Here is an 18,404-nt window from a genome sequence, read left to right as displayed (position 1 = left end):
CATTGACGACGAGATTGAGGTCCCGTTCGCGTTGCCCGTCATAGGGTCTCGAGACGCCGGAAACCATGAAACCGATCTCCATCGCGTCGTTGTAGCGATAGCGCTGGCCGTAGCCGAGCGTGAAGACGCCGCCCGTGCCGTGATGCTGCTGCAGATAGGCGCCAGCCCCCAGCAGGAATTGCTGTTCCCATTGCGTGTCATACCGTTGGTACAGCGTATGGGTGATCTGCAGAGCAGGCAGGATGCTCAGGTCCGAGCGGGGATTGAAGTAGGGCGTGTTGTCCGCCGTGTTGCGGGAGGCGGACAGATCCAGCAGGGCGTCGATCTGGACACGAGGCCGGGTGAGCAGGCGTTCCCGCCCGGACAAACTGGCTTCCAGGCGTGTGTTGCCATCGGAAAAAAAGGATGGCGCCAGCGCCAGCGACCACTCGCGTTGTTCATCTTCGCGCCAGCGGATCGAGGCGTTCAGGCGGTTTGCCGTGATGTTCTGCATCAGGGCCCGTAGCGGAGTCTGCCGCGACAGGAGCGCTGCGCCTGCGCCGATCTGCCAGTGATCGTCCAGATCAACGAAAGCCGATAGTGCGGCGCCTGTCCGGCGGCGGTCGCCATAGCGGTTGCCCGATATTTCGGCTTGCGCCGTGAGATCGCGACTGCGCCATTCCAGTCCGGCGCGCATCCAGTCATAACGTCCTTGGCCTTCATCGAATCGGCCTTCCGAGTGGCCCAGCCCCGTGAAGGCGCGCCAGTGCTCGTCAAGCGGAGGGGAATAAAGGACGGTATCGATGTTCCAGTCCCGGCTGCCTTGTGCCGGGCTGTCTGTGGATGTCCCGAAACCGGCGGTCGTGCGCCATTCCGCCCTGTCGTGTACATCCCATTCGCGGGCCAGGCGCTGGACGGTCTGATCCTCTGGCGCGCGGGCGGTCAGATCGTCGAGGAGCAGCCTGGCCTGGCGCCATTCCTGCAGGGCCAACGCCGTCTCGGCCTGATTGGCCTCGACTTCGATGGCGCGGGGTGATTGGCTTTCTGCGATTTTCAGATCCTGTTCGGCCTGATGCGGAAGGTTGCGGGCGCGGTAGACCTGGGATCTGGCGGTCCGCAGGCTGGCGTTGTTCGGCGCCTCTTGCACCATCTGGTCCAGCTGGGTCTGCGCCAGCCTGGTGTCGCCTGCATAAAGGGTATTCAGAGTCTGGGTCAGGGATGCACTCAGTTTTGCCTGGTTGGGATGCCGTATCGGGTCGCCTTTGTCGTAGGTCCAGATCGGCAATGATCGGGTGGTTTGGGCCAATGCATGGCGTGCCTGGCCGGCGGAGGGGGCGTCGGACTCCGTCAGGGCATAGAACAGGCCGGTCTGATCGGCGAGCCGGCTGGCGGCCGTTGCGCCGTTGGCAGATGCGTCCAGCGACTGTTGGAACAGCTTTGCCGCTTTATCCGGCTGGCGCAGGGACAGGTAGGCAGCGGCGACGTCGCTCAGCACATAGGCGGGAATGGGCGTGCCCTTGAGCTGCATGGCTGCATAGCCCTGCACGACGTCCTGGGTGCGGCGGCGAGCCGCCAGAGCCTGCAGGCGGTCCGCCTGGGCGCGGTTGACGCTTGGCTGGGCCTGCGGCCCCAAGGCTTCCCATTGCGGAATCAGCCGGTCGTACAGGGCCAGCGCGCGGTCGGCCAGAGCGTATCGGCTGGCTTCGCCGCGGGACTCGGCAGAGGCGGCGCGAGTCAGCTGGGCGGCGACGTCTGTCTGCAGGCTGCGGATCGAGTCAGCAGACACAATGCCGGGGCGGGCGTGCGCCAGGCGCAGAGCAGAGTCGGGCAGAGACGCTTGCTGTTGGGCCTGGATATAGGCGCGAATCACATAGGGGGTATCGGGCGCCAGATCGTAGGCGGCGGAAGCTTGTTCCAGTGCGGCATAAGGTTGTCCAGCCAACTGGTAGGCGTATGCCAGCACCAGATGGCTGTCTGCTTGCATGGGCTGCCGGGCGAGCAACTGTCGACCTTGCCGGATGGCGTCGTTGGTGCGGCCCGCATCGGCCAGCGTCATGAGGCGGCCGTACGTAAAGGCGGGCATGCCGGGAAAGCGCTGCTCCCCATCACGATAGGCGGTGATCGCCTGGTCCCAGAGCCGGCTGTCGCGGTAGGTGCGCGCCTGCTGCAGCAGAGCGTCGGATGGTTGGGGGGAAGCGCATGCGGCAAGACCCGGCAGAAGCAAGGCCGTACAAAGCGTCAATGCGGTGGGCAGCAGTCCGGCGGACACGATGAGCCTTGCAGGGAAGTGGCGCTAGGGGGTGCGCGGGCAGTCAAACTGGTAGGCGCCGGCAGGATTGCCGTTGGCAAACAGAACCAGTTCGATCTTGCATTGATCCTGTTGGCCGACAGACAGAGAGAATCGCGTCAACGCGGTAGGCTGGTTGGCTTGCAGGCGTACGCCGCCGCTTTGCTGGATGCTGGAAGATCCGCTGCTGCCCTGTTTGGTGGCGCTGAGCTGATACCGGACGATGCCGGCTTCGGCGCTTTGTACGTAGGGAATGATGACGCTGGGGTGTGTCCCGGGCAGGGTGTCCAGCCACACCTGTAGATTGACGTCCGCTGCCAACATGATCCTCTCCCTGGTGCTTTGACGACGGAATGTCCCAGACGGGTCGTTTGAGAGCCGCCTGGGACGCGGGCCGTTGCGGCCCAGGAGTTCACCAGCCTGTCTGGGTGATGGTGGATGTGTTCAAGGTGCCGATCTGAACCGAAGTGGCCCCCAGGTGATCGCCCGTTTGCGTGACCTTGACGGAATTCAGGGTGCCGTTCTGGTACACGTCGGAATCCTGATGCCAGCCATTCGTTTGGGATGTCGTCGCCTTGTTCAGGGTGCCGATCTGGACGATCTTGGATTCGGCGTCGCCGGTGCCCGTTTGCGTCGCTTTGGCCGTGTTCAGGGTGCCGTTCTGGTAGATGTCGATCATGACGGAGCCGGTATGCCAGAACCAGCCTTCGTCATTGTTTTTCTGGGTCGCCGTCGCCTTGTTCAGCGTGCCGATCTGGACGATGTCGGCCGTTGCATCCGAGTTGTAGGCCTGGGTGATGTCGGAATCGTTCAGGACGCCGTTCTGGTAGTTGCTGGCCGTGCTGCCGGCGAAGGCGGCAGTCCCTGCGAAAGCCAGGGCAAGACCGGATGCCAGTACGCAAAGTTTGGTGCTCATGGTGATTCTCCTCTAGGATCAAGACCTGCTTGAGAGATACGCCGCCCGGCGGTCTTGGAACCGGGCTTTGCAAAAAAGCTGGGTTTATCGGTAAACGTTCAGCATCAGGCCGGTGCCGATCTGGATGATGGGAGGGAGGGCCCCTGGAATGGTCTGCTGGACAGTGGCCTGGTTGAGGTTGCCCAATTGATCCACTCGCGCATAAGCGCTGCTGGTGAATTGTTCCAGCCGGACCCGGTTGCCCGTGCCTTGCTGGGTGACTTCAGCCATGTTGTTGCTGCCGGTTTGAACCAGCTGGATGTCGTTATTGCTGCCTTGCTGGGTGGTGGTGGCGGTATTAGCCGCACCGGTCTGGGTGAGCGCCGCGCGGTTGCTGTTGCCGGTCTGCTGCACCGAGGCGGTTTCAGCCGCGCCTCTCTGGGTGATGTGGCTGATGTTCAGGGTTCCCTGCTGGACCGCGCTGGCCTTCAGGGACAGTGCGCCCAGTTCCGCGGGCGGCAGTTCCGGCAAAGGTGATAGATCAGAGGTGCAGTAGCCGGTCAGCGGCGCCGCCGTCAGCAGGGCGAAGAGACATAGGGCCAGGCGGTGATGGATGTGGGGGGTGAATGTGGTCATGATGGTGGACTCCTGGGCGGGCCTCGTGGGATTGACGGCGCTTACTGGCTGGCGCCAGCCGCCGTTTCTTCCGGTTTTGCGGGTTCCCGCTTGGTGACGGTGACGTATTCCTTCTCGGCATTCAGATAGCGCTGGATCAGGGGGTCGTTCCAGTCGCTCGGATTCTTCAGGCGCCACAGATTGTCCTGAATGCCCTGGACGGTCAGATGCATGACGGCCGCTTCGATGGCTTCCTTGACTGCCAGTTGAGCGGGTTCGTTGCGGGTGTAGCCGCCCTCGATTTCCAGCAGGTCGTAATAGTTGACGAAGCGGAAGTAGCTGGGGTGGATCTCGTACGAGAAGATGGTCTTGGTGGTGGACACGCTGTTCAGGACGGCGCCGCTGGTGACATCCACCGCCCGTAGATTGATCGTGACCTGATCCACGCTGTACTGGGTGGTCAGGCCGATGCCCAGAAATTTGGCGCCCAGGCCGCCCGTGCGGGTATTGGTGTCATAGGCGATGATCCCGCCCTCCAGGATGATCGAGGCGGGCAACAGATTCGGCACCTGCCCCTTTTGCTCGCCGTTGGCGGGATTGTCATCGACTGCGCGCAGGACGCGGCGTTCCGTCAGCAGGGATTGCAGGCCTTCACGTTCCACGGGGATATACCAGCCGGAATCCTTCAGCGCCTTCATCAGCATGGAGGCAGCGCCTTGGGTCACGGCAGTGGAAAAGGAACTGTTGGGAGAAGGTTTGTATTGGCCGGTCTCGTCGCGAAAGCCGTATACGGCGGCCACGATTTTGCGCTGGGGGGGCGGCAGCCGCAGGAGAGCCACCGTGGACGGGGTCGCCGGCGTGAGCTGGGCCTCATTGGAGACCGTCGCGGGTTTCTGCAGCGCGCAGGCGGACAGGGTAAGCATGACCAGTGCGCCGACGCATAAGCGGCGCGCCCGAAACGCTGCCGGGAAGACCGGCATCTCGAGGGTGTCCATGGTGAGTCCTTGCGGTTGAGCGCCGGTTTGGCGTCACGGGTTGCTGGAGTTGCTCAGATTGACGGGGTGCGCGTTGCCGTTGTTGTCCACCCAGTACAACTGGTTGCCTTTTTGAATCAGAAAGCCGTTGTTGGTCTGGATGATCTGCCCGATTTCATCGAATCCCAGGTCTTCCGTCGGATAGGGGTAACGCTTTTGCGTCTGCGCGCTTTGCAGCAGAAAGGACCCGTTGAGCGGACTGCCGCCGAAAGACGGGTTGACCGGTGTATAGGTCAGTTGACCAGCCAGCGCCGGGGGCGCGATGAACGCGCTGCTGGCGGCGGCCATCAGCAGCGGGAGCGTCGTTCTGCGGATGCAGTGTCGGACAGTGGATCGGCTCATTTACATCTCCTCGGGACCCAGATCGCTATCCTGGGTGAACTTGCGCTGAACGTTGATGATGCTGATGTTCTCGTAGACGATCGCGACGGCCTTTTTGCTTTCTTCCTGGACGCGCGACCGCGCCGGCGACAAAAAAATGTGGAAAACGGTCTGATCCAGATAACTGACCCAGATCTCACTGCCGAACTGGGCGGTTGGACGTTCGATGACCGTCATCGTGTCTTGTGCATCCGGGTAGAGCGCCTGCCATATCTGTGAAAAATTCTGATAAAAATCCCAGCCCAGCACGGTGATGGTCCGATTGATCACCAGGCCTCTCAGCGGATCTGAATTGATCCGTCCCTGATCCAGGGCGCTCTTCGAGGCATCCGGCTCCTGGGCCGCCGCCATCGCGCTTGCCAGAGTCAAAGTGATGACACCGATCTGAAGGCTCAGGGGCGGCACGATGTTTCTCCTGTGCAAGGCCGGGTGTTTTTCGTGTGATGTTTGGAGACCATGCTACGAGTCTGGAATAACCATATCCATAGGATGGATAATCTAGATCGTCTGGCTGAACCGGCCTTGCGCCTCCTCCAAACGGTGTAGTTCATGAGCGGTTCTGCTGGCGGGAACATTGCGCGGGGAAACTAGGGTAAAATGGTGCGCCTTTTGAGGTGAGGGACTGAATCCCATGCCAAAAAAAGCTATAATTCAACGGTTTGACTTGTTGCCTGGTGGCTAGATCGCTGGGTTTTGAACGGGCTTTTATGGGTGATCGAGCCACATCGGATCCGTATGGTGGGTCGCCAGGTGCGGTCGCACCGCTGGTGCTCAGCGATGCGGATCGCGCACTGATCGCCAGGCGTTCTCAAGTCGGCCTATTAAGGGCGCTGGCAGCGCAGGCATTCACGGGGATGCTGGTGGTGCTCGGGGCTTGGGGAATTGCTGGGAAGGACGCTGGGGCTTCCGCCTTGATCGGGGCGGCAGCCTATTTTGTACCCAACGCATTATTTGCCTTGCGGCTGTTGCTTGGGTATTTCGGGCCGAAACGCTCGGGATCGCTCGCCTTTTTCTGGGGCGAATTCCTCAAGCTGCTGACAGTGGCCGGGGTGGTGGTCTTGGTGGCGTGGCAGTGGGGCGGTTGGCTGAACTGGCTGGCTTTCCTGTTGGGTCTGTTGGGCGTCATGAAGGGGTACGTGGTGTTGCTGGCCTTGCGCCGCCTGCCATGATTTGATTACGTTTGAAGGGCTTACCGATGACCGACGCAGTAACGACGCCTCAGTCCGAATATATTCAGCATCACCTGGTGCACCTGAATAATCTCGGGCATAAACAGGACATCATTGCCAACTTCGGCGTCGTGAACTACGACTCCCTGTTCTGGTCCATTCTGACCGGCGTCATCGTCATCTATTTCCTGTGGCGTGCCGCACGGCGTGCCACGACCGACGTGCCTGGCCGCTTCCAGATGTCCGTGGAAATGCTGGTAGGCATGGTCTACGAAGAAGCCAAGAACATCGTCCCCAACGAAAAATCCCGTCTGTATGCCGCGCCGCTGGCACTGACTGTGTTCCTGTGGATCACACTGATGAATACGCTCGATCTGATCCCCGTGGATCTGGTGGGCTGGATCTTCCGTGCGGTCGGTTTGGGTGCTGACCATTCCGATCCTCTGTACTACCACCGCATTTTGCCGACCGCCGACCTGAACGTTCCCATGGGCATGTCGCTGGGGGTGCTGCTGCTGACGCTGTACTACGGCATCAAGATGAAGCACCTGAGCGGCTTCGTCAAAGAACTCTTCACGGCGCCTTTCCATGCGCACGGTGTGGGCGCTCTGGTGTTGGCTCCGTTCAATCTGCTGCTCAATCTCATCGAATATGTCGCCAAGACCGTCTCTCTGGGCATGCGGCTGTTCGGCAATATGTATGCGGGCGAACTGCTGTTCATGCTGATCGCCTTGCTGGGGGGGGCCTGGGTGGGGGCGGATGCGACCAGCATCAGCCTGGCATTCGGGCACGTGCTGGCCGGCTCGGCGTGGGCGATCTTTCATATCTTGATCGTGCTGCTGCAGGCATACATCTTCATGATGCTGACCCTGGTGTATATCGGGCTGGCGCACGAAGGCCACTAATTTCTGATTTCTGATTTTGTTTTCTGACTAAACAACGTTTACTTACCAAGGAGTTGTTATGACCAACGTTGCATTCGTTGCTCTCGCTTGCGGTTTGATCATCGGTCTGGGCGCCATCGGTGCTTGTATCGGTATCGGCTTGATGGGTGGCAAATACCTCGAAGCCTCCGCTCGCCAGCCCGAGTTGATGAACACCCTGCAAACCAAGATGTTCCTGCTGGTTGGTCTGATTGACGCCGCCTTCCTGATCGGCGTGGGTCTGGCCATGCTGTTCGCGTTCGCCAACCCGTTCGTCGGCTGATTGCGCAGGCCTGCTGCGGCAGGCCAGGGGCTGGTCCGGCGCCTTCGGGCGGCGATCGGCCAGGTTTGGTGCCTTGTGGGTCCACCGCAAGGCACGAGTGGGTAAATTAGGGAAACGACCGTGAATTTAAACGCGACTCTCTTTTTCCAGATGATCGTGTTTTTCGTTCTGGGCTGGTTTACGATGAAATTCATCTGGCCACCCCTGACGAAGGCAATCGATGATCGTCGCCAGAAAATCGCCGACGGTCTGGCTGCCGCCGAAAAGGGCAAGGCGGATCTCGCCCAGGCTCAGGCTCGTGTCAGCCTGATCGAGGCGGCATCCAAAACGGACAATCATGCCCGTTTGGCCGAAGTCGAAAAGCAGGCTGCCATGCTGATTGACGAAGCCCGTCGCGAAGCGGAAGCCGAAAAGGCCCGCATCGTTGCACAGGCTCGACAAGACGCAGCCCAAGAGGCGCAGCGCGCACGTGAAACACTGCGTGCCGAGGTCGCCGCGCTGGCTGTGCAGGGTGCTGAACAGATCCTGCGCCGCGAAGTCGACGCCAAGGCGCATGCTGATCTGCTGGATCAGCTTCAGGCACAACTCTGATCGGGGCGGGTCATGGCTGAACTATCTACAATCGCGCGGCCTTACGCCGAAGCCTTGTTCGAGGCTGTGCGCAACGACGCACAGGGTCTTGAATCCTGGTCCGGCGTGTTGTCCCTGCTGGCTCAGGTTGCCAGCCTGCCCGACGTGCTGGAAGCCATGAGCGATCCGCGCCTGAACGACGCGCAGCGCGTTCAGCTGCTGACCGGCCTGGTGCCCCAGCAGTTGCCGTCGCAGGCAGCCAATCTGGTGGAACTGGTTGTCGAAAACGACCGGGTCCAGGTGCTGCCTCAGGTGGCGGAACAGTTCGAACTCTTGCGCAACCGGGTCGAAGGCACGGCCCTGGCCCGGATCACCAGCGCGTTCCCGCTGGATGATGCGCAGGTATCCAGCCTGCTGCAGGGGCTGGAGCGCAAGTTCGGCCTCAAACTCAAGTCGCAGGTGACGGTTGATCCGGCGCTGATCGGCGGGGTGCGCGTCGCCGTCGGCGATCATGTGCTTGACACTTCCGTGCAGGCCCGTCTGGCCAGTCTGCGCGATACGCTGGCCGCATGACGGCGGGCCACACAACAGGATTCCAGGAGTCTTACCATGCAACTTAACCCGTCCGAGATCAGCGAACTGCTGAAAAGCCGCATTGAAGGCCTGGGCGCGTCTACCGATGTCCGCACGCAGGGCACGGTGGTGTCCGTGACCGACGGTATCACCCGCATCCACGGCCTGTCCGATGTGATGCAGGGCGAAATGCTCGAATTCCCCAATAACCGTTTCGGCCTGGCCCTGAACCTCGAGCGCGACTCTGTCGGCGCCGTGGTGCTGGGTGACTACATCGGCGTGTCCGAAGGCGATTCCGTCAAGACCACGGGTAAGATCCTGGCCGTGCCGGTTGGCCCCGAACTGAAAGGCCGCGTGGTCGATGCCCTGGGCACTCCGATCGACGGCAAGGGTCCGATCAACGCCAAAGAAACCGACGTGATCGAAAAGGTCGCGCCGGGCGTGATCGCTCGTCAGTCGGTGTCGCAGCCGATGCAGACCGGCCAGAAGGCCATTGACTCGATGGTGCCGATCGGCCGCGGTCAGCGCGAGCTGATCATCGGTGACCGCCAGACCGGCAAGACCGCCGTGGCGGTGGACACCATCATCAACCAGAAAGGCAAGGGCGTCACCTGCGTGTACGTCGCCATCGGCCAGAAGGCGTCCACGATCAACAACGTGGTGCGCAAGCTGGAAGAACACGGCGCGATGGAATACACCATCGTCGTGGCTGCCGCTGCCTCCGACTCCGCCGCCATGCAGTACCTGGCCGCGTATTCCGGCTGCACCATGGGCGAATACTTCCGTGATCGCGGCGAAGACGCCTTGATCGTCTATGACGACCTGACCAAACAGGCCTGGGCCTATCGTCAGGTGTCCCTGCTGCTGCGCCGCCCGCCTGGGCGCGAAGCCTACCCCGGCGACGTGTTCTACCTGCACTCCCGCTTGCTGGAGCGCGCCGCCCGCGTGAACGCTCACTACGTCGAGCAGTTCACCAAGGGCGCGGTCAAGGGCAAGACCGGTTCCCTGACGGCGTTGCCGATCATCGAAACGCAGGCCGGCGACGTGTCCGCCTTCGTGCCGACGAACGTGATTTCCATCACCGACGGCCAGATCTTCCTGGAAACCGACTTGTTCAACGCCGGTATCCGCCCCGCCATCAACGCCGGTATCTCGGTGTCGCGTGTGGGTGGTTCGGCGCAGACCAAGGTCGTGAAAAAACTGTCCGGCGGTATTCGTACCGACTTGGCTCAGTACCGCGAGCTGGCCGCTTTTGCTCAGTTTGCTTCCGATCTGGACGACGCCACCCGTCGCCAGCTCGAACGCGGCAAGCGCGTGGTCGAACTGCTGAAACAGCCTCAGTATCAGCCGCAACAGGTCTGGGAGCTGTCCGTCGCCTTGTATGCCGTCAACAACGGCCACCTGGATGATCTGGACGTCGGCCAGGTGCTGTCGTTCGAAAAGGCCCTGAAGGACTTCCTGAAGTCCAAGCACGAAGCCCTGATCCAGCGCATCGAAGACGTGAAAGAACTGTCCAAGGAAGACGACGCCGCTCTGGGCGCCGCGATTCAAGAGTTCAAGAAGCACGGCACGTTTTAAGTTGCAACCGGGGGGCCTGGTAGGCGCCCCGGTCAGCCCAAGGGAATAGTGGAATGGCCGGAATCAAGGAAATTCGAACCAAGATCAAGAGCGTGCAAAACACGAGCAAGATCACCAAGGCGATGGAAATGGTCGCCGCATCGAAAATGCGCAAAGCGCAGGATCGCATGCGGGCCGGCCGTCCCTACGCCACCAAGGTCCGCGCGATCGCCGCGCACCTGATGCAGGCGAACCCGGACTACACCCATCCGTATATGGTGGAACGTCCGAAGCTCTCGGCGGTTGGTATCGTATTGATCACCACCGACAAGGGCCTGTGCGGCGGTTTGAATACCAACATCTCGCGCCTGGCGTTGGCGCAGATCAAGGAATTCGAACAGCAAGGCGTGCGCGTGCAAGCGACGGCTCTGGGCTCGAAAGGCCTGGGCTTGCTCAATCGCGTGGGCGTCAACGTGGTGTCATCGGAAGTCCAACTGGGCGATGCGCCCAATCTGGAACGTCTGATCGGCGCCATCAAGGCGCAGATCGACGACTTCATCGATGGCAAGGTCGATGCGGTGTACCTGGCGACCAGCCGCTTCGTCAATACGATGAAGCAGGACCCCAGTTTCATCCGCCTGCTGCCGCTGCCCTCGGGGCTGAATGATCCGTTCCAGGCCGGCGAACAGGAAGACGACTCGCTGGATACGAAGTACGGCTGGGATTACCTGTACGAGCCGGATTCCCAGACCGTCATCGACGATCTACTGATGCGCTACGTGGAAGGCCTGGTGTATCAGGCCGTGGCGGAAAACATGGCCAGCGAGCAATCCGCGCGGATGGTGGCCATGAAGGCGGCCTCCGACAACGCCAAGAAAGTCATCGGCGACCTCCAGCTGGTCTACAACAAGACCCGTCAGGCGGCCATCACCAAGGAAATTTCGGAAATCGTGGGCGGCGCGGCGGCGGTCTGATCGACGCCCGCTTGGTCAACCCAGAGATACTTATAGGACTAAACATGAGCAACGGTACCATCGTTCAGTGCATCGGCGCAGTGGTGGACATTCAGTTCCCCCGCGATAGCATTCCCAATATCTACGACGCGCTCACCTTGACCGACGAGTCCTCCGCGTTTGCGGAAAAAGGTCTGACGTTCGAAGTCCAGCAGCAGCTGGGCGACGGCGTGGTGCGCACCATTGCCATGGGTTCGTCCGACGGCCTGCGCCGCGGCATGTCCGTGGCCGGTACGGGCGCCCCGATCTCGGTGCCGGTGGGCCTGGGCACGCTGGGCCGCATCATGGACGTGCTGGGCCGCCCGATCGACGAGCGCGGCGACATCCAGTCCGATGAAAAGCGCGCCATTCACCAGCATGCCCCGAAATTCGACGAATTGTCGCCTTCGGTTGAACTGCTGGAAACCGGCATCAAGGTGATCGACTTGGTCTGCCCCTTTGCCAAGGGCGGCAAGGTCGGCCTGTTCGGCGGCGCCGGCGTGGGCAAGACCGTGAACATGCTGGAACTGATCAACAACATCGCCAAGGCCCACAGCGGTCTGTCGGTGTTCGCTGGCGTGGGTGAACGTACCCGCGAAGGCAACGACTTCTATCACGAAATGTCGGATGCCGGCGTCATCAAGCTGGACAACCTGCCCGAATCCAAGGTCGCCATGGTGTTCGGTCAGATGAACGAGCCTCCCGGCAACCGTCTGCGCGTGGCTCTGTCCGGGCCTGACGATGGCGGAGTCCTTCCGTGACGAAGGCCGCGACGTGTTGTTCTTCGTGGACAACATCTACCGCTACACGCTGGCCGGTACCGAAGTGTCCGCGCTGCTGGGCCGCATGCCATCGGCCGTGGGCTATCAGCCGACGCTGGCCGAGGAAATGGGCAAGCTGCAGGAACGGATCACGTCCACCAAGACCGGTTCCATCACGTCCATCCAGGCCGTGTACGTGCCGGCCGATGACTTGACCGACCCGTCGCCTGCCACGACCTTCCTGCACCTGGACTCCACCGTGGTGCTGTCGCGTGACATCGCCGCGCTGGGTATCTACCCGGCCGTCGACCCGCTGGATTCCACCAGCCGTCAGCTGGATCCGCAGATCGTGGGCGAGGAACACTACAACATCGCCCGTGGCGTGCAGCAGACGCTGCAGCGCTACAAGGAACTGCGCGACATCATCGCCATTCTGGGTATGGACGAGCTGTCCCCGGAAGACAAGCAAGCCGTGGCCCGCGCCCGGAAGATTCAACGCTTCCTGTCGCAACCTTTCCACGTGGCCGAAGTCTTCACCGGTTCGCCGGGCAAGTACGTGCCTCTGACCGAAACCCTGCGCGGTTTCAAGATGATTGTCGAAGGCGAGTGCGATGCGCTGCCGGAACAGGCCTTCTACATGGTGGGCGGCATCGACGAGGCCTTTGAAAAGGCCAAAACCCTCCAATAAGGATTGCACATGGCGACTCTTCACATCGAAGTGGTCAGTGCGGAGGCCTCGATCTATTCGGGCGAGGCAACGTTTGTTGCCCTGCCCGGCGAGTCGGGCGACCTCGGCATTCTGCCGGGGCATACTCCCCTGATTTCACGCATCCGTCCGGGCACGCTGAAGATCAAGCATGGCGACGGCACCGAGGAAAACATCTTCGTGGCCGGCGGCATCCTGGAAGTACAGCCGAATTCGGTCACGGTGCTGTCGGATACGGCGATTCGCGCCGCGGATCTGGACGAGGCCAAGGCGGTCAAGGCGCGCGAGCGCGCCGAGGAAGCCTTGCGCAACACGAAGGACAAGGCCGACATGGCCGTGGTGGAAGCCGAACTGGCAATGCTGGCTGCTCAGGCGGCTGCTGCGCGCAAGTTCAGCCACAAGCGGGCTTCGCACTGATCGGCTGATGCTCGTCAGGTAGCGAATGAAAAGGGGTGCTCTTTGGGGCACCTTTTTTGCGTCTTGGAGGCGCTTCTTCTGAGTACGCTGTGCGGGGTGTCATCGCTTGTTTTGGCGCGTGGTGTTTTTGGAGGCTGTCTTGGTTCGCTGCGGTGCGGGGGGGGCTGCCGGCGCGCCCCAGCGACGTCCGGCCTTGGCCGGCTCCCTCTTCTTCTCCGTGGGCGGCCCGCAACTCGGCCGCTTCCGCCCCCACAGCGCGGGCCGAATCCCCCACCCCCTTCAGAAGCATCCGGCGTCGTCCGACCAGGCGCGCCGGCAGCCCTCCCCGCACCGCAGAGATGGCTCAGGTTTGATGGTTGTGAACGACCGGTTCTTCTTTAGGGCGGCTTCCGAAGGGAGAGCGGGAAACAAGGCGGGCGCAAAGGAGCATCAGACGCCCTCAAACGCGTCTGTAATGGCCTTGCGCAAGAGCGGAACCCGTTGGGTCGTCAGTGCGTGCGCCTGTCGCTGCCAGGCTGCTTGCTGTACCGGATCATGACGATTGGGCGCCCAGATCGCATCCGGAAAGCAGGGGTCCGCGTGCCAGCGCGGAATCAGATGCCAGTGCAGATGCGGCACCTGGTTGCCCAGGCTGGCCAGATTGATTTTGTCCGGCTGCAGGATCTGGCGCTGCAACGCTTCCACCTGATAGATCGCTTGCATCAGATTGCCGCGCTGGGCAGGGGAAAGATCCGTCATCTCGGCGACATGGCGGCGCCAGATGATGCGGATATAGCCAGGGAAAGGGCTGTCATCCACGTGGATCACACGCAAGCGCGCATCTTCCCAGAGCAGGCCGGCGGGCGCCGGGCCGCATAGCGGGCAGGCGGGGTCAGAGGGGGATGCGGCGGGGTTCATGGCGGGTACCCGTTAGTTGAGGCTGAGCAGGGGCGATAGACGCCCGTATGCAGAGGGTTCAGTGCCGCTCGAAGAACAGTGCGTGCAGGGCGGCGCCGGGGGCATCGGCCCGCATGAACGCCTCGCCCACCAGGAAAGCCTGTACGCCGTGTTCACGCATCTTGTCCACGTCGGCGGGCTGCAGAATGCCGCTTTCAGTGACGACGCGCTTGCCTTCAGGCAGATCCTTCAGCATAGCCAGCGTGGTATCCAGGTCGGTGTCGAAGGTGCGCAGATTGCGGTTGTTGATGCCCAGCAAAGGCGTTTGCAGCGTCAAGGCGGCGTCCAGTTCGCTGCGGTCGTGAATTTCGACCAGCACGTCCATGTCCAGGTCGATGGCGACGGCTTCGAGATCGCGCATCTGGGCGGGTTCCAGCGCGGCGGCAATCAGCAGCACGCAGTCGGCGCCCAGTGCCCGGGCGTGGATCACCTGATAGGGGTCGATCAGGAAATCCTTGCGCAGCACCGGCAGGCTGCAGGCGGCGCGTGCCTGGCGCAGATGGTCGTAACCGCCCTGGAAATATTGCACATCGGTCAGCACGGACAGGCAGGCGGCGCCGTGGCAGGCATAGTCGGTGGCGATGTCGCTGGGGTGGAAATCGGCGCGGATCACGCCTTTGGACGGAGAGGCCTTTTTGATTTCGGCGATCACGGCGGGCTTGCCCTGGGCGATCTTGTCTTCGATGGCGCGCACAAACCCCCGGATGTCCTTGCGGCTGCGGGCTTCGCGCAGCAGTTCGGATTCGCTGCGCATTTGCCGAGCGGTAGCGACTTCGATGCGCTTGGTGTCCAGAATCTGCTTGAGGATGTCGCTCATGATGCAAACCTTTGCGTGTACTGACGGAATTGTTCCAGCTTATCGCGGGCGGCGCCCGAAGCGATGAGTTCTGCCGCCCGGTCGATGCCGTGCGGGATGGAGTCGGCTTGGTTGCCGGCATACAGGGCCAGGCCGGCATTGAGCATGACGATGTCGCGTGCCGTGCCGGCGGTGTTGTTCAGGGCGGCGCGGACCAGCTGCGCGGATTCGTCGCGGTTGGCGACTTTGATACTACGGTTGGATACCATGGCCATGCCGAAGTCTTCCGGGTGGATTTCGTATTCCCGCACTTCGCCGTCTTTCAGTTCGCCGATCAGGGTGGCGGCGCCCAGGGATGCTTCGTCCATGCCGTCTTTGCCGTGCACGATCAGCACGTGGCGCGATCCCAGGCGCTGCAGCACGCGCACCTGGATGCCGACCAGGTCAGGGTGGAAGACGCCCATCAGCTGGTTTTCAGCCCCGGCGGGGTTGGTCAGCGGCCCCAGAATGTTGAAGATGGTGCGCACGCCCAGTTCACGGCGCACGGCGGCGACGTTTTTCATGGCGCCGTGGTGGGCCGGGGCAAACATGAAGCCGATGCCGGTGGCGTCGATGGATTCAGCGACTTGTTCGGGGCTGGCGGTGATGCAGACCCCCAGGGCTTCGAGCACGTCCGCGCTGCCCGACGAGGACGAGGCGCTGCGGTTGCCGTGCTTGGCGATCTTTACCCCGCCGGCGGCAGCTACGAACATGGCGGCAGTCGAGATGTTGAAAGTATGCGACCCATCGCCGCCCGTGCCGCACATGTCCAGCAGGTCCTGGGGGTAGGGAGTGGTGACGCCCAGGGCGAATTCCCGCATGACCTGGGCGGCGGCGGTGATTTCACCGACGGTTTCCTTTTTGACGCGCAAGCCCATCAGCAGGGCGCTGGCCAGCTGCGGCGATATTTCCCCGCGCATCAGCATGCGCATGAGTTCCAGCATTTCGTCGTGGAAGATTTCACGGTGTTCGATGCAGCGGACCAGGGCTTCGTTGGGTGTGATCGGTGGCATGACGGGTTCCTTAAGGGATCTGGTTTCAGAGGTTCAGGAAATTGCGCAGCAGTGCGTGACCCTGTTCGCTGAGGATGGATTCCGGATGGAATTGCACCCCGTAGACGGGCAGGGTCTTGTGCGCGACGCCCATGATTTCCCCGTCGGCGGTCTCGGCAGTGACGGTCAGGCAGTCGGGCAAAGTGCTGCGATCGATGGCCAGCGAGTGGTAGCGCGTGACGTCAAAGGGGGAGGGCAGGCCGGCAAAGACATCGGTGCCCCTGTGCGTGATAGAGGATATCTTGCCATGCATCAGTGTTTGGGCGCGGATGATGTCCCCGCCGAACGCCGCGCCGATGGCCTGGTGCCCCAGGCAGACGCCCAGTATGGGCTTGCGTCCGGCGAAATGCCGGATCAGTTCGATGGAAATGCCGGCTTCGGCTGGCGTGCAGGGACCGGGGGATACGCAGATGCGGTCCGGGTTCAGGGATTCCACGCCCGCCACGTCGATCTGGTCGTTGCGCATTACGTCGACCTGGACGCCCAGTTCGCCGAAGTACTGCACCAGGTTGTAGGTGAAGGAGTCGTAGTTGTCGAGCATCAGAAGCTTCATGATCAAGCCTTTCCTTGGTCAGAAACCGCCGCGCTGGAGACAGAGGGGAAACGATGCTTTGCCTGCCAGAACGGCGGCAAAGTGCGAAAAACACGCATGAGGTTGCCGCCCCTAAGAGAGGCGCCACCAAGTGGATGCGTGAGCAATCGCGTAAGAAGTCATGCAGAGATTCTACCGTGATGACCCGGGTGCTGTCGAGCAGGGGAAAACGCCAGCATGCGGGCAGTGTTTCGATGGCGTTCTGACGGGACGGAACGGCGGTGCTGCATGTGACGCGTGGATTAAAAAACAGGGGTTATAGAATCATTGAAATTGATTTCCGGGTGGAAATTTTTTCCTGTGTCAGTGGAAATATTCTTGCTTGACCGTATAAATAGCGCATTTCTATAATTTCAGTCGATAGAAGTCATTTCGGCGTTAATGACCAGCTCGATTTAATCTAAATATAAAATTTCTGCTTATTTGTTTCTGTTAAAGAAATTTATCGATCTATCTGTACGGGCTGGCCTGCAGCCGCCGTACAAAAAATAATCCCACGCAGTTTGCGGAAACAATCGGCATGCATCTTTCAGATCGTCCTGCCGAGCATCTGTCGACCATATTCCTGACTCGTTATGATCATTTCAGCCTCTACGGATTATCGTGCCGCCGCCCGGCGACGCTTGCCGCCCTTTCTGTTTCACTATGCTGATGGCGGGGCGTATGCCGAATACACCTTGCAGCATAATGTCAGCGATCTGTCTGGGGTGGCGCTGCGTCAGCGGGTGCTGAACGACATGTCGCAACTGGATCTCACGACCCGGCTGTTTGGCGAGACGCTGTCCATGCCGGTGGCACTGGCGCCGGTCGGGCTGACCGGCATGTATGCCCGCCGGGGCGAGGTCCAGGCGGCGCGGGCAGCGGACCAGCATGGCATTCCGTATACGATGTCCACCGTATCCGTTTGCTCCATCGAGGAAGTCGCTCCAGCCATCAGCCGCCCCATGTGGTTTCAGCTGTATGTGCTGAAGGATCGTGGATTCATGAAAAGCGTCCTGGAACGCGCGCAGGCGGCGGGCGTGTCCACACTGGTGTTTACCGTGGACATGCCGGTGCCGGGGGCCCGATATCGTGATGCCCATGCGGGCATGAGCGGCCCGTATGCTGAATGGCGCCGTTATCTGCAGGCTGTCCTGCACCCGCGCTGGGCCTGGGATGTGGGCCTGTGGGGCCGACCGCATGATCTGGGCAATGTATCCAAGTATCTGGGCAAGTCGACGGGCCTGGAAGACTACATCGGCTGGCTGGGGGCCAATTTCGATCCCTCGATTTCCTGGAAGGACCTGCAGTGGATCCGCGATTTCTGGAAGGGGCCGATGGTGATCAAGGGCATCCTGGATCCGGATGATGCGCGGGAAGCCGTGCGCTTCGGCGCCGACGGCATCATCGTGTCCAACCATGGCGGGCGCCAGCTGGACGGCGTGCTGTCGACGGCCCGCGCTTTGCCGGCGATTGCCGATGCGGTCAAAGGCCAGATTGCCGTGTTGGCCGATTCGGGGGTGCGCACCGGGCTGGATGTGGTGCGCATGCTGGCCCTGGGGGCGGATACTGTGCTGTTAGGCCGCGCCTGGCTATATGCCTTGGCAGTGGGGGGGCAGGCCGGGGTCTCGAATCTGCTGAGCTTGATCGAAAAGGAAATGCAGGTCGCCATGACCTTGACGGGCGCGCGCACCATCGCCGATATCACACGGGATTTGTTGGTGCGTGACTGATTGTCCGCGTGATCGGAATACCCGCGCCAGCTGAGTGCTGCTGGCACCCTCGATATCTCCATGAATCGCGGTGTAGCACCCGATCAGGTGGGCAGTGCGTCCGTAGGACGATCAGCCCCGGCGCTACGGGCGCTG

At 61.6% G+C, this 18,404-nt stretch carries 19 protein-coding genes and 2 pseudogenes; 10 read left to right on the top strand and 11 right to left on the bottom strand.

Annotation, left to right across the window (positions count from 1 at the left end; translation table 11 throughout):
• Positions 1–46: 46 nt before the first annotated feature.
• The 7 genes and pseudogenes from pgaA to VDP79_RS12345 all read right to left on the bottom strand — a co-directional run.
• Positions 47–2,248 (bottom strand): annotated as a pseudogene (pgaA, locus tag VDP79_RS12375) (poly-beta-1,6 N-acetyl-D-glucosamine export porin PgaA); the annotation flags it as partial.
• 24 nt (positions 2,249–2,272) lie between these two features.
• Complete coding sequence (gene csgH, locus VDP79_RS12370) at positions 2,273–2,590, bottom strand: curli-like amyloid fiber formation chaperone CsgH (protein ID WP_323018492.1); 318 nt, start codon at positions 2,588–2,590, stop codon at positions 2,273–2,275.
• Positions 2,591–2,678: 88 nt separating this feature from the next.
• Positions 2,679–3,182, bottom strand: a complete 504-nt coding sequence (locus VDP79_RS12365; RefSeq protein WP_323018491.1) for a hypothetical protein — start codon at positions 3,180–3,182, stop codon at positions 2,679–2,681.
• Positions 3,183–3,266: 84 nt separating this feature from the next.
• Entirely contained in the window at positions 3,267–3,797 is a 531-nt protein-coding gene (locus VDP79_RS12360) for a hypothetical protein (protein ID WP_323018490.1), read from the bottom strand.
• Positions 3,798–3,838: 41 nt separating this feature from the next.
• On the bottom strand, positions 3,839–4,771 hold the full coding sequence (locus VDP79_RS12355) for a CsgG/HfaB family protein (RefSeq protein ID WP_323018489.1): 933 nt from the start codon (positions 4,769–4,771) through the stop codon (positions 3,839–3,841).
• A gap of 33 nt (positions 4,772–4,804) precedes the next feature.
• The gene (locus tag VDP79_RS12350; protein ID WP_323018488.1) at positions 4,805–5,152 is read right to left on the bottom strand and encodes a curli assembly protein CsgF; all 348 of its coding nucleotides are present in this window, start codon (positions 5,150–5,152) and stop codon (positions 4,805–4,807) included.
• Positions 5,153–5,596, bottom strand: a complete 444-nt coding sequence (locus VDP79_RS12345; protein WP_323018487.1) for a curli production assembly/transport protein CsgE — start codon at positions 5,594–5,596, stop codon at positions 5,153–5,155.
• A 302-nt stretch (positions 5,597–5,898) separates the two neighbouring features.
• Between VDP79_RS12345 and VDP79_RS12340 the strand changes: the two genes are divergently transcribed.
• The 9 genes and pseudogenes from VDP79_RS12340 (at position 5,899) to VDP79_RS12300 (ending at position 13,142) form a co-directional block, all read left to right on the top strand.
• The gene (locus VDP79_RS12340; protein ID WP_323018486.1) at positions 5,899–6,360 is read left to right on the top strand and encodes an ATP synthase subunit I; all 462 of its coding nucleotides are present in this window, start codon (positions 5,899–5,901) and stop codon (positions 6,358–6,360) included.
• A gap of 26 nt (positions 6,361–6,386) precedes the next feature.
• Positions 6,387–7,265: a F0F1 ATP synthase subunit A gene (gene atpB / locus VDP79_RS12335; protein ID WP_323018485.1), complete on the top strand. Its 879-nt coding sequence runs from the start codon at positions 6,387–6,389 to the stop codon at positions 7,263–7,265.
• A gap of 58 nt (positions 7,266–7,323) precedes the next feature.
• Positions 7,324–7,566 (top strand): F0F1 ATP synthase subunit C, encoded by a 243-nt coding sequence (gene atpE, locus VDP79_RS12330; protein ID WP_298014239.1) that lies wholly within the window; start codon positions 7,324–7,326, stop codon positions 7,564–7,566.
• A gap of 120 nt (positions 7,567–7,686) precedes the next feature.
• Complete coding sequence (locus VDP79_RS12325; RefSeq protein WP_323018484.1) at positions 7,687–8,157, top strand: F0F1 ATP synthase subunit B; 471 nt, start codon at positions 7,687–7,689, stop codon at positions 8,155–8,157.
• A gap of 12 nt (positions 8,158–8,169) precedes the next feature.
• Positions 8,170–8,709 carry a F0F1 ATP synthase subunit delta gene (locus VDP79_RS12320; protein ID WP_323018483.1) on the top strand — a complete coding sequence of 180 codons (540 nt, stop codon included), beginning with the start codon at positions 8,170–8,172 and terminating at the stop codon, positions 8,707–8,709.
• Positions 8,710–8,745: 36 nt separating this feature from the next.
• A complete protein-coding gene (gene atpA, locus VDP79_RS12315) occupies positions 8,746–10,287 on the top strand; it encodes a F0F1 ATP synthase subunit alpha (protein ID WP_323018482.1) in 1,542 nt (513 codons plus the stop codon).
• A 53-nt stretch (positions 10,288–10,340) separates the two neighbouring features.
• Positions 10,341–11,240 carry a F0F1 ATP synthase subunit gamma gene (gene atpG, locus VDP79_RS12310; RefSeq protein WP_323018481.1) on the top strand — a complete coding sequence of 300 codons (900 nt, stop codon included), beginning with the start codon at positions 10,341–10,343 and terminating at the stop codon, positions 11,238–11,240.
• A 44-nt stretch (positions 11,241–11,284) separates the two neighbouring features.
• Positions 11,285–12,707, top strand: a pseudogene (gene atpD / locus VDP79_RS12305) (F0F1 ATP synthase subunit beta).
• A gap of 9 nt (positions 12,708–12,716) precedes the next feature.
• Positions 12,717–13,142 carry a F0F1 ATP synthase subunit epsilon gene (locus VDP79_RS12300; protein WP_323018480.1) on the top strand — a complete coding sequence of 142 codons (426 nt, stop codon included), beginning with the start codon at positions 12,717–12,719 and terminating at the stop codon, positions 13,140–13,142.
• Positions 13,143–13,571: 429 nt separating this feature from the next.
• Here VDP79_RS12300 and VDP79_RS12295 read toward each other — a convergent pair whose 3' ends face one another.
• The 4 genes from VDP79_RS12295 to VDP79_RS12280 are packed head-to-tail and all read right to left on the bottom strand — an operon-like array spanning position 13,572 to position 16,518.
• A complete protein-coding gene (locus VDP79_RS12295; protein WP_323018479.1) occupies positions 13,572–14,039 on the bottom strand; it encodes an HIT family protein in 468 nt (155 codons plus the stop codon).
• 58 nt (positions 14,040–14,097) lie between these two features.
• Positions 14,098–14,895, bottom strand: coding sequence for an indole-3-glycerol phosphate synthase TrpC (gene trpC, locus VDP79_RS12290; protein ID WP_323018478.1), 798 nt, complete (start codon positions 14,893–14,895; stop codon positions 14,098–14,100).
• Entirely contained in the window at positions 14,892–15,926 is a 1,035-nt protein-coding gene (trpD, locus tag VDP79_RS12285; protein ID WP_323018477.1) for an anthranilate phosphoribosyltransferase, read from the bottom strand. The genes trpC and trpD overlap by 4 nt, the downstream gene beginning before the upstream one ends.
• 25 nt (positions 15,927–15,951) lie before the next feature.
• Positions 15,952–16,518: an aminodeoxychorismate/anthranilate synthase component II gene (locus VDP79_RS12280; RefSeq protein ID WP_323018476.1), complete on the bottom strand. Its 567-nt coding sequence runs from the start codon at positions 16,516–16,518 to the stop codon at positions 15,952–15,954.
• A gap of 614 nt (positions 16,519–17,132) precedes the next feature.
• Here VDP79_RS12280 and lldD point away from each other — a divergent pair.
• Positions 17,133–18,269, top strand: a complete 1,137-nt coding sequence (gene lldD / locus VDP79_RS12275) for an FMN-dependent L-lactate dehydrogenase LldD (protein WP_323018475.1) — start codon at positions 17,133–17,135, stop codon at positions 18,267–18,269.
• Positions 18,270–18,404: the final 135 nt, after the last annotated feature.

Source organism: Castellaniella sp. (assembly GCF_034675905.1).
Taxonomy (GTDB): domain Bacteria; phylum Pseudomonadota; class Gammaproteobacteria; order Burkholderiales; family Burkholderiaceae_B; genus Castellaniella.
The sequence above is the reverse complement of the archived record's forward strand: the minus strand, read 5'-3'. Positions and strand labels throughout refer to the sequence as shown.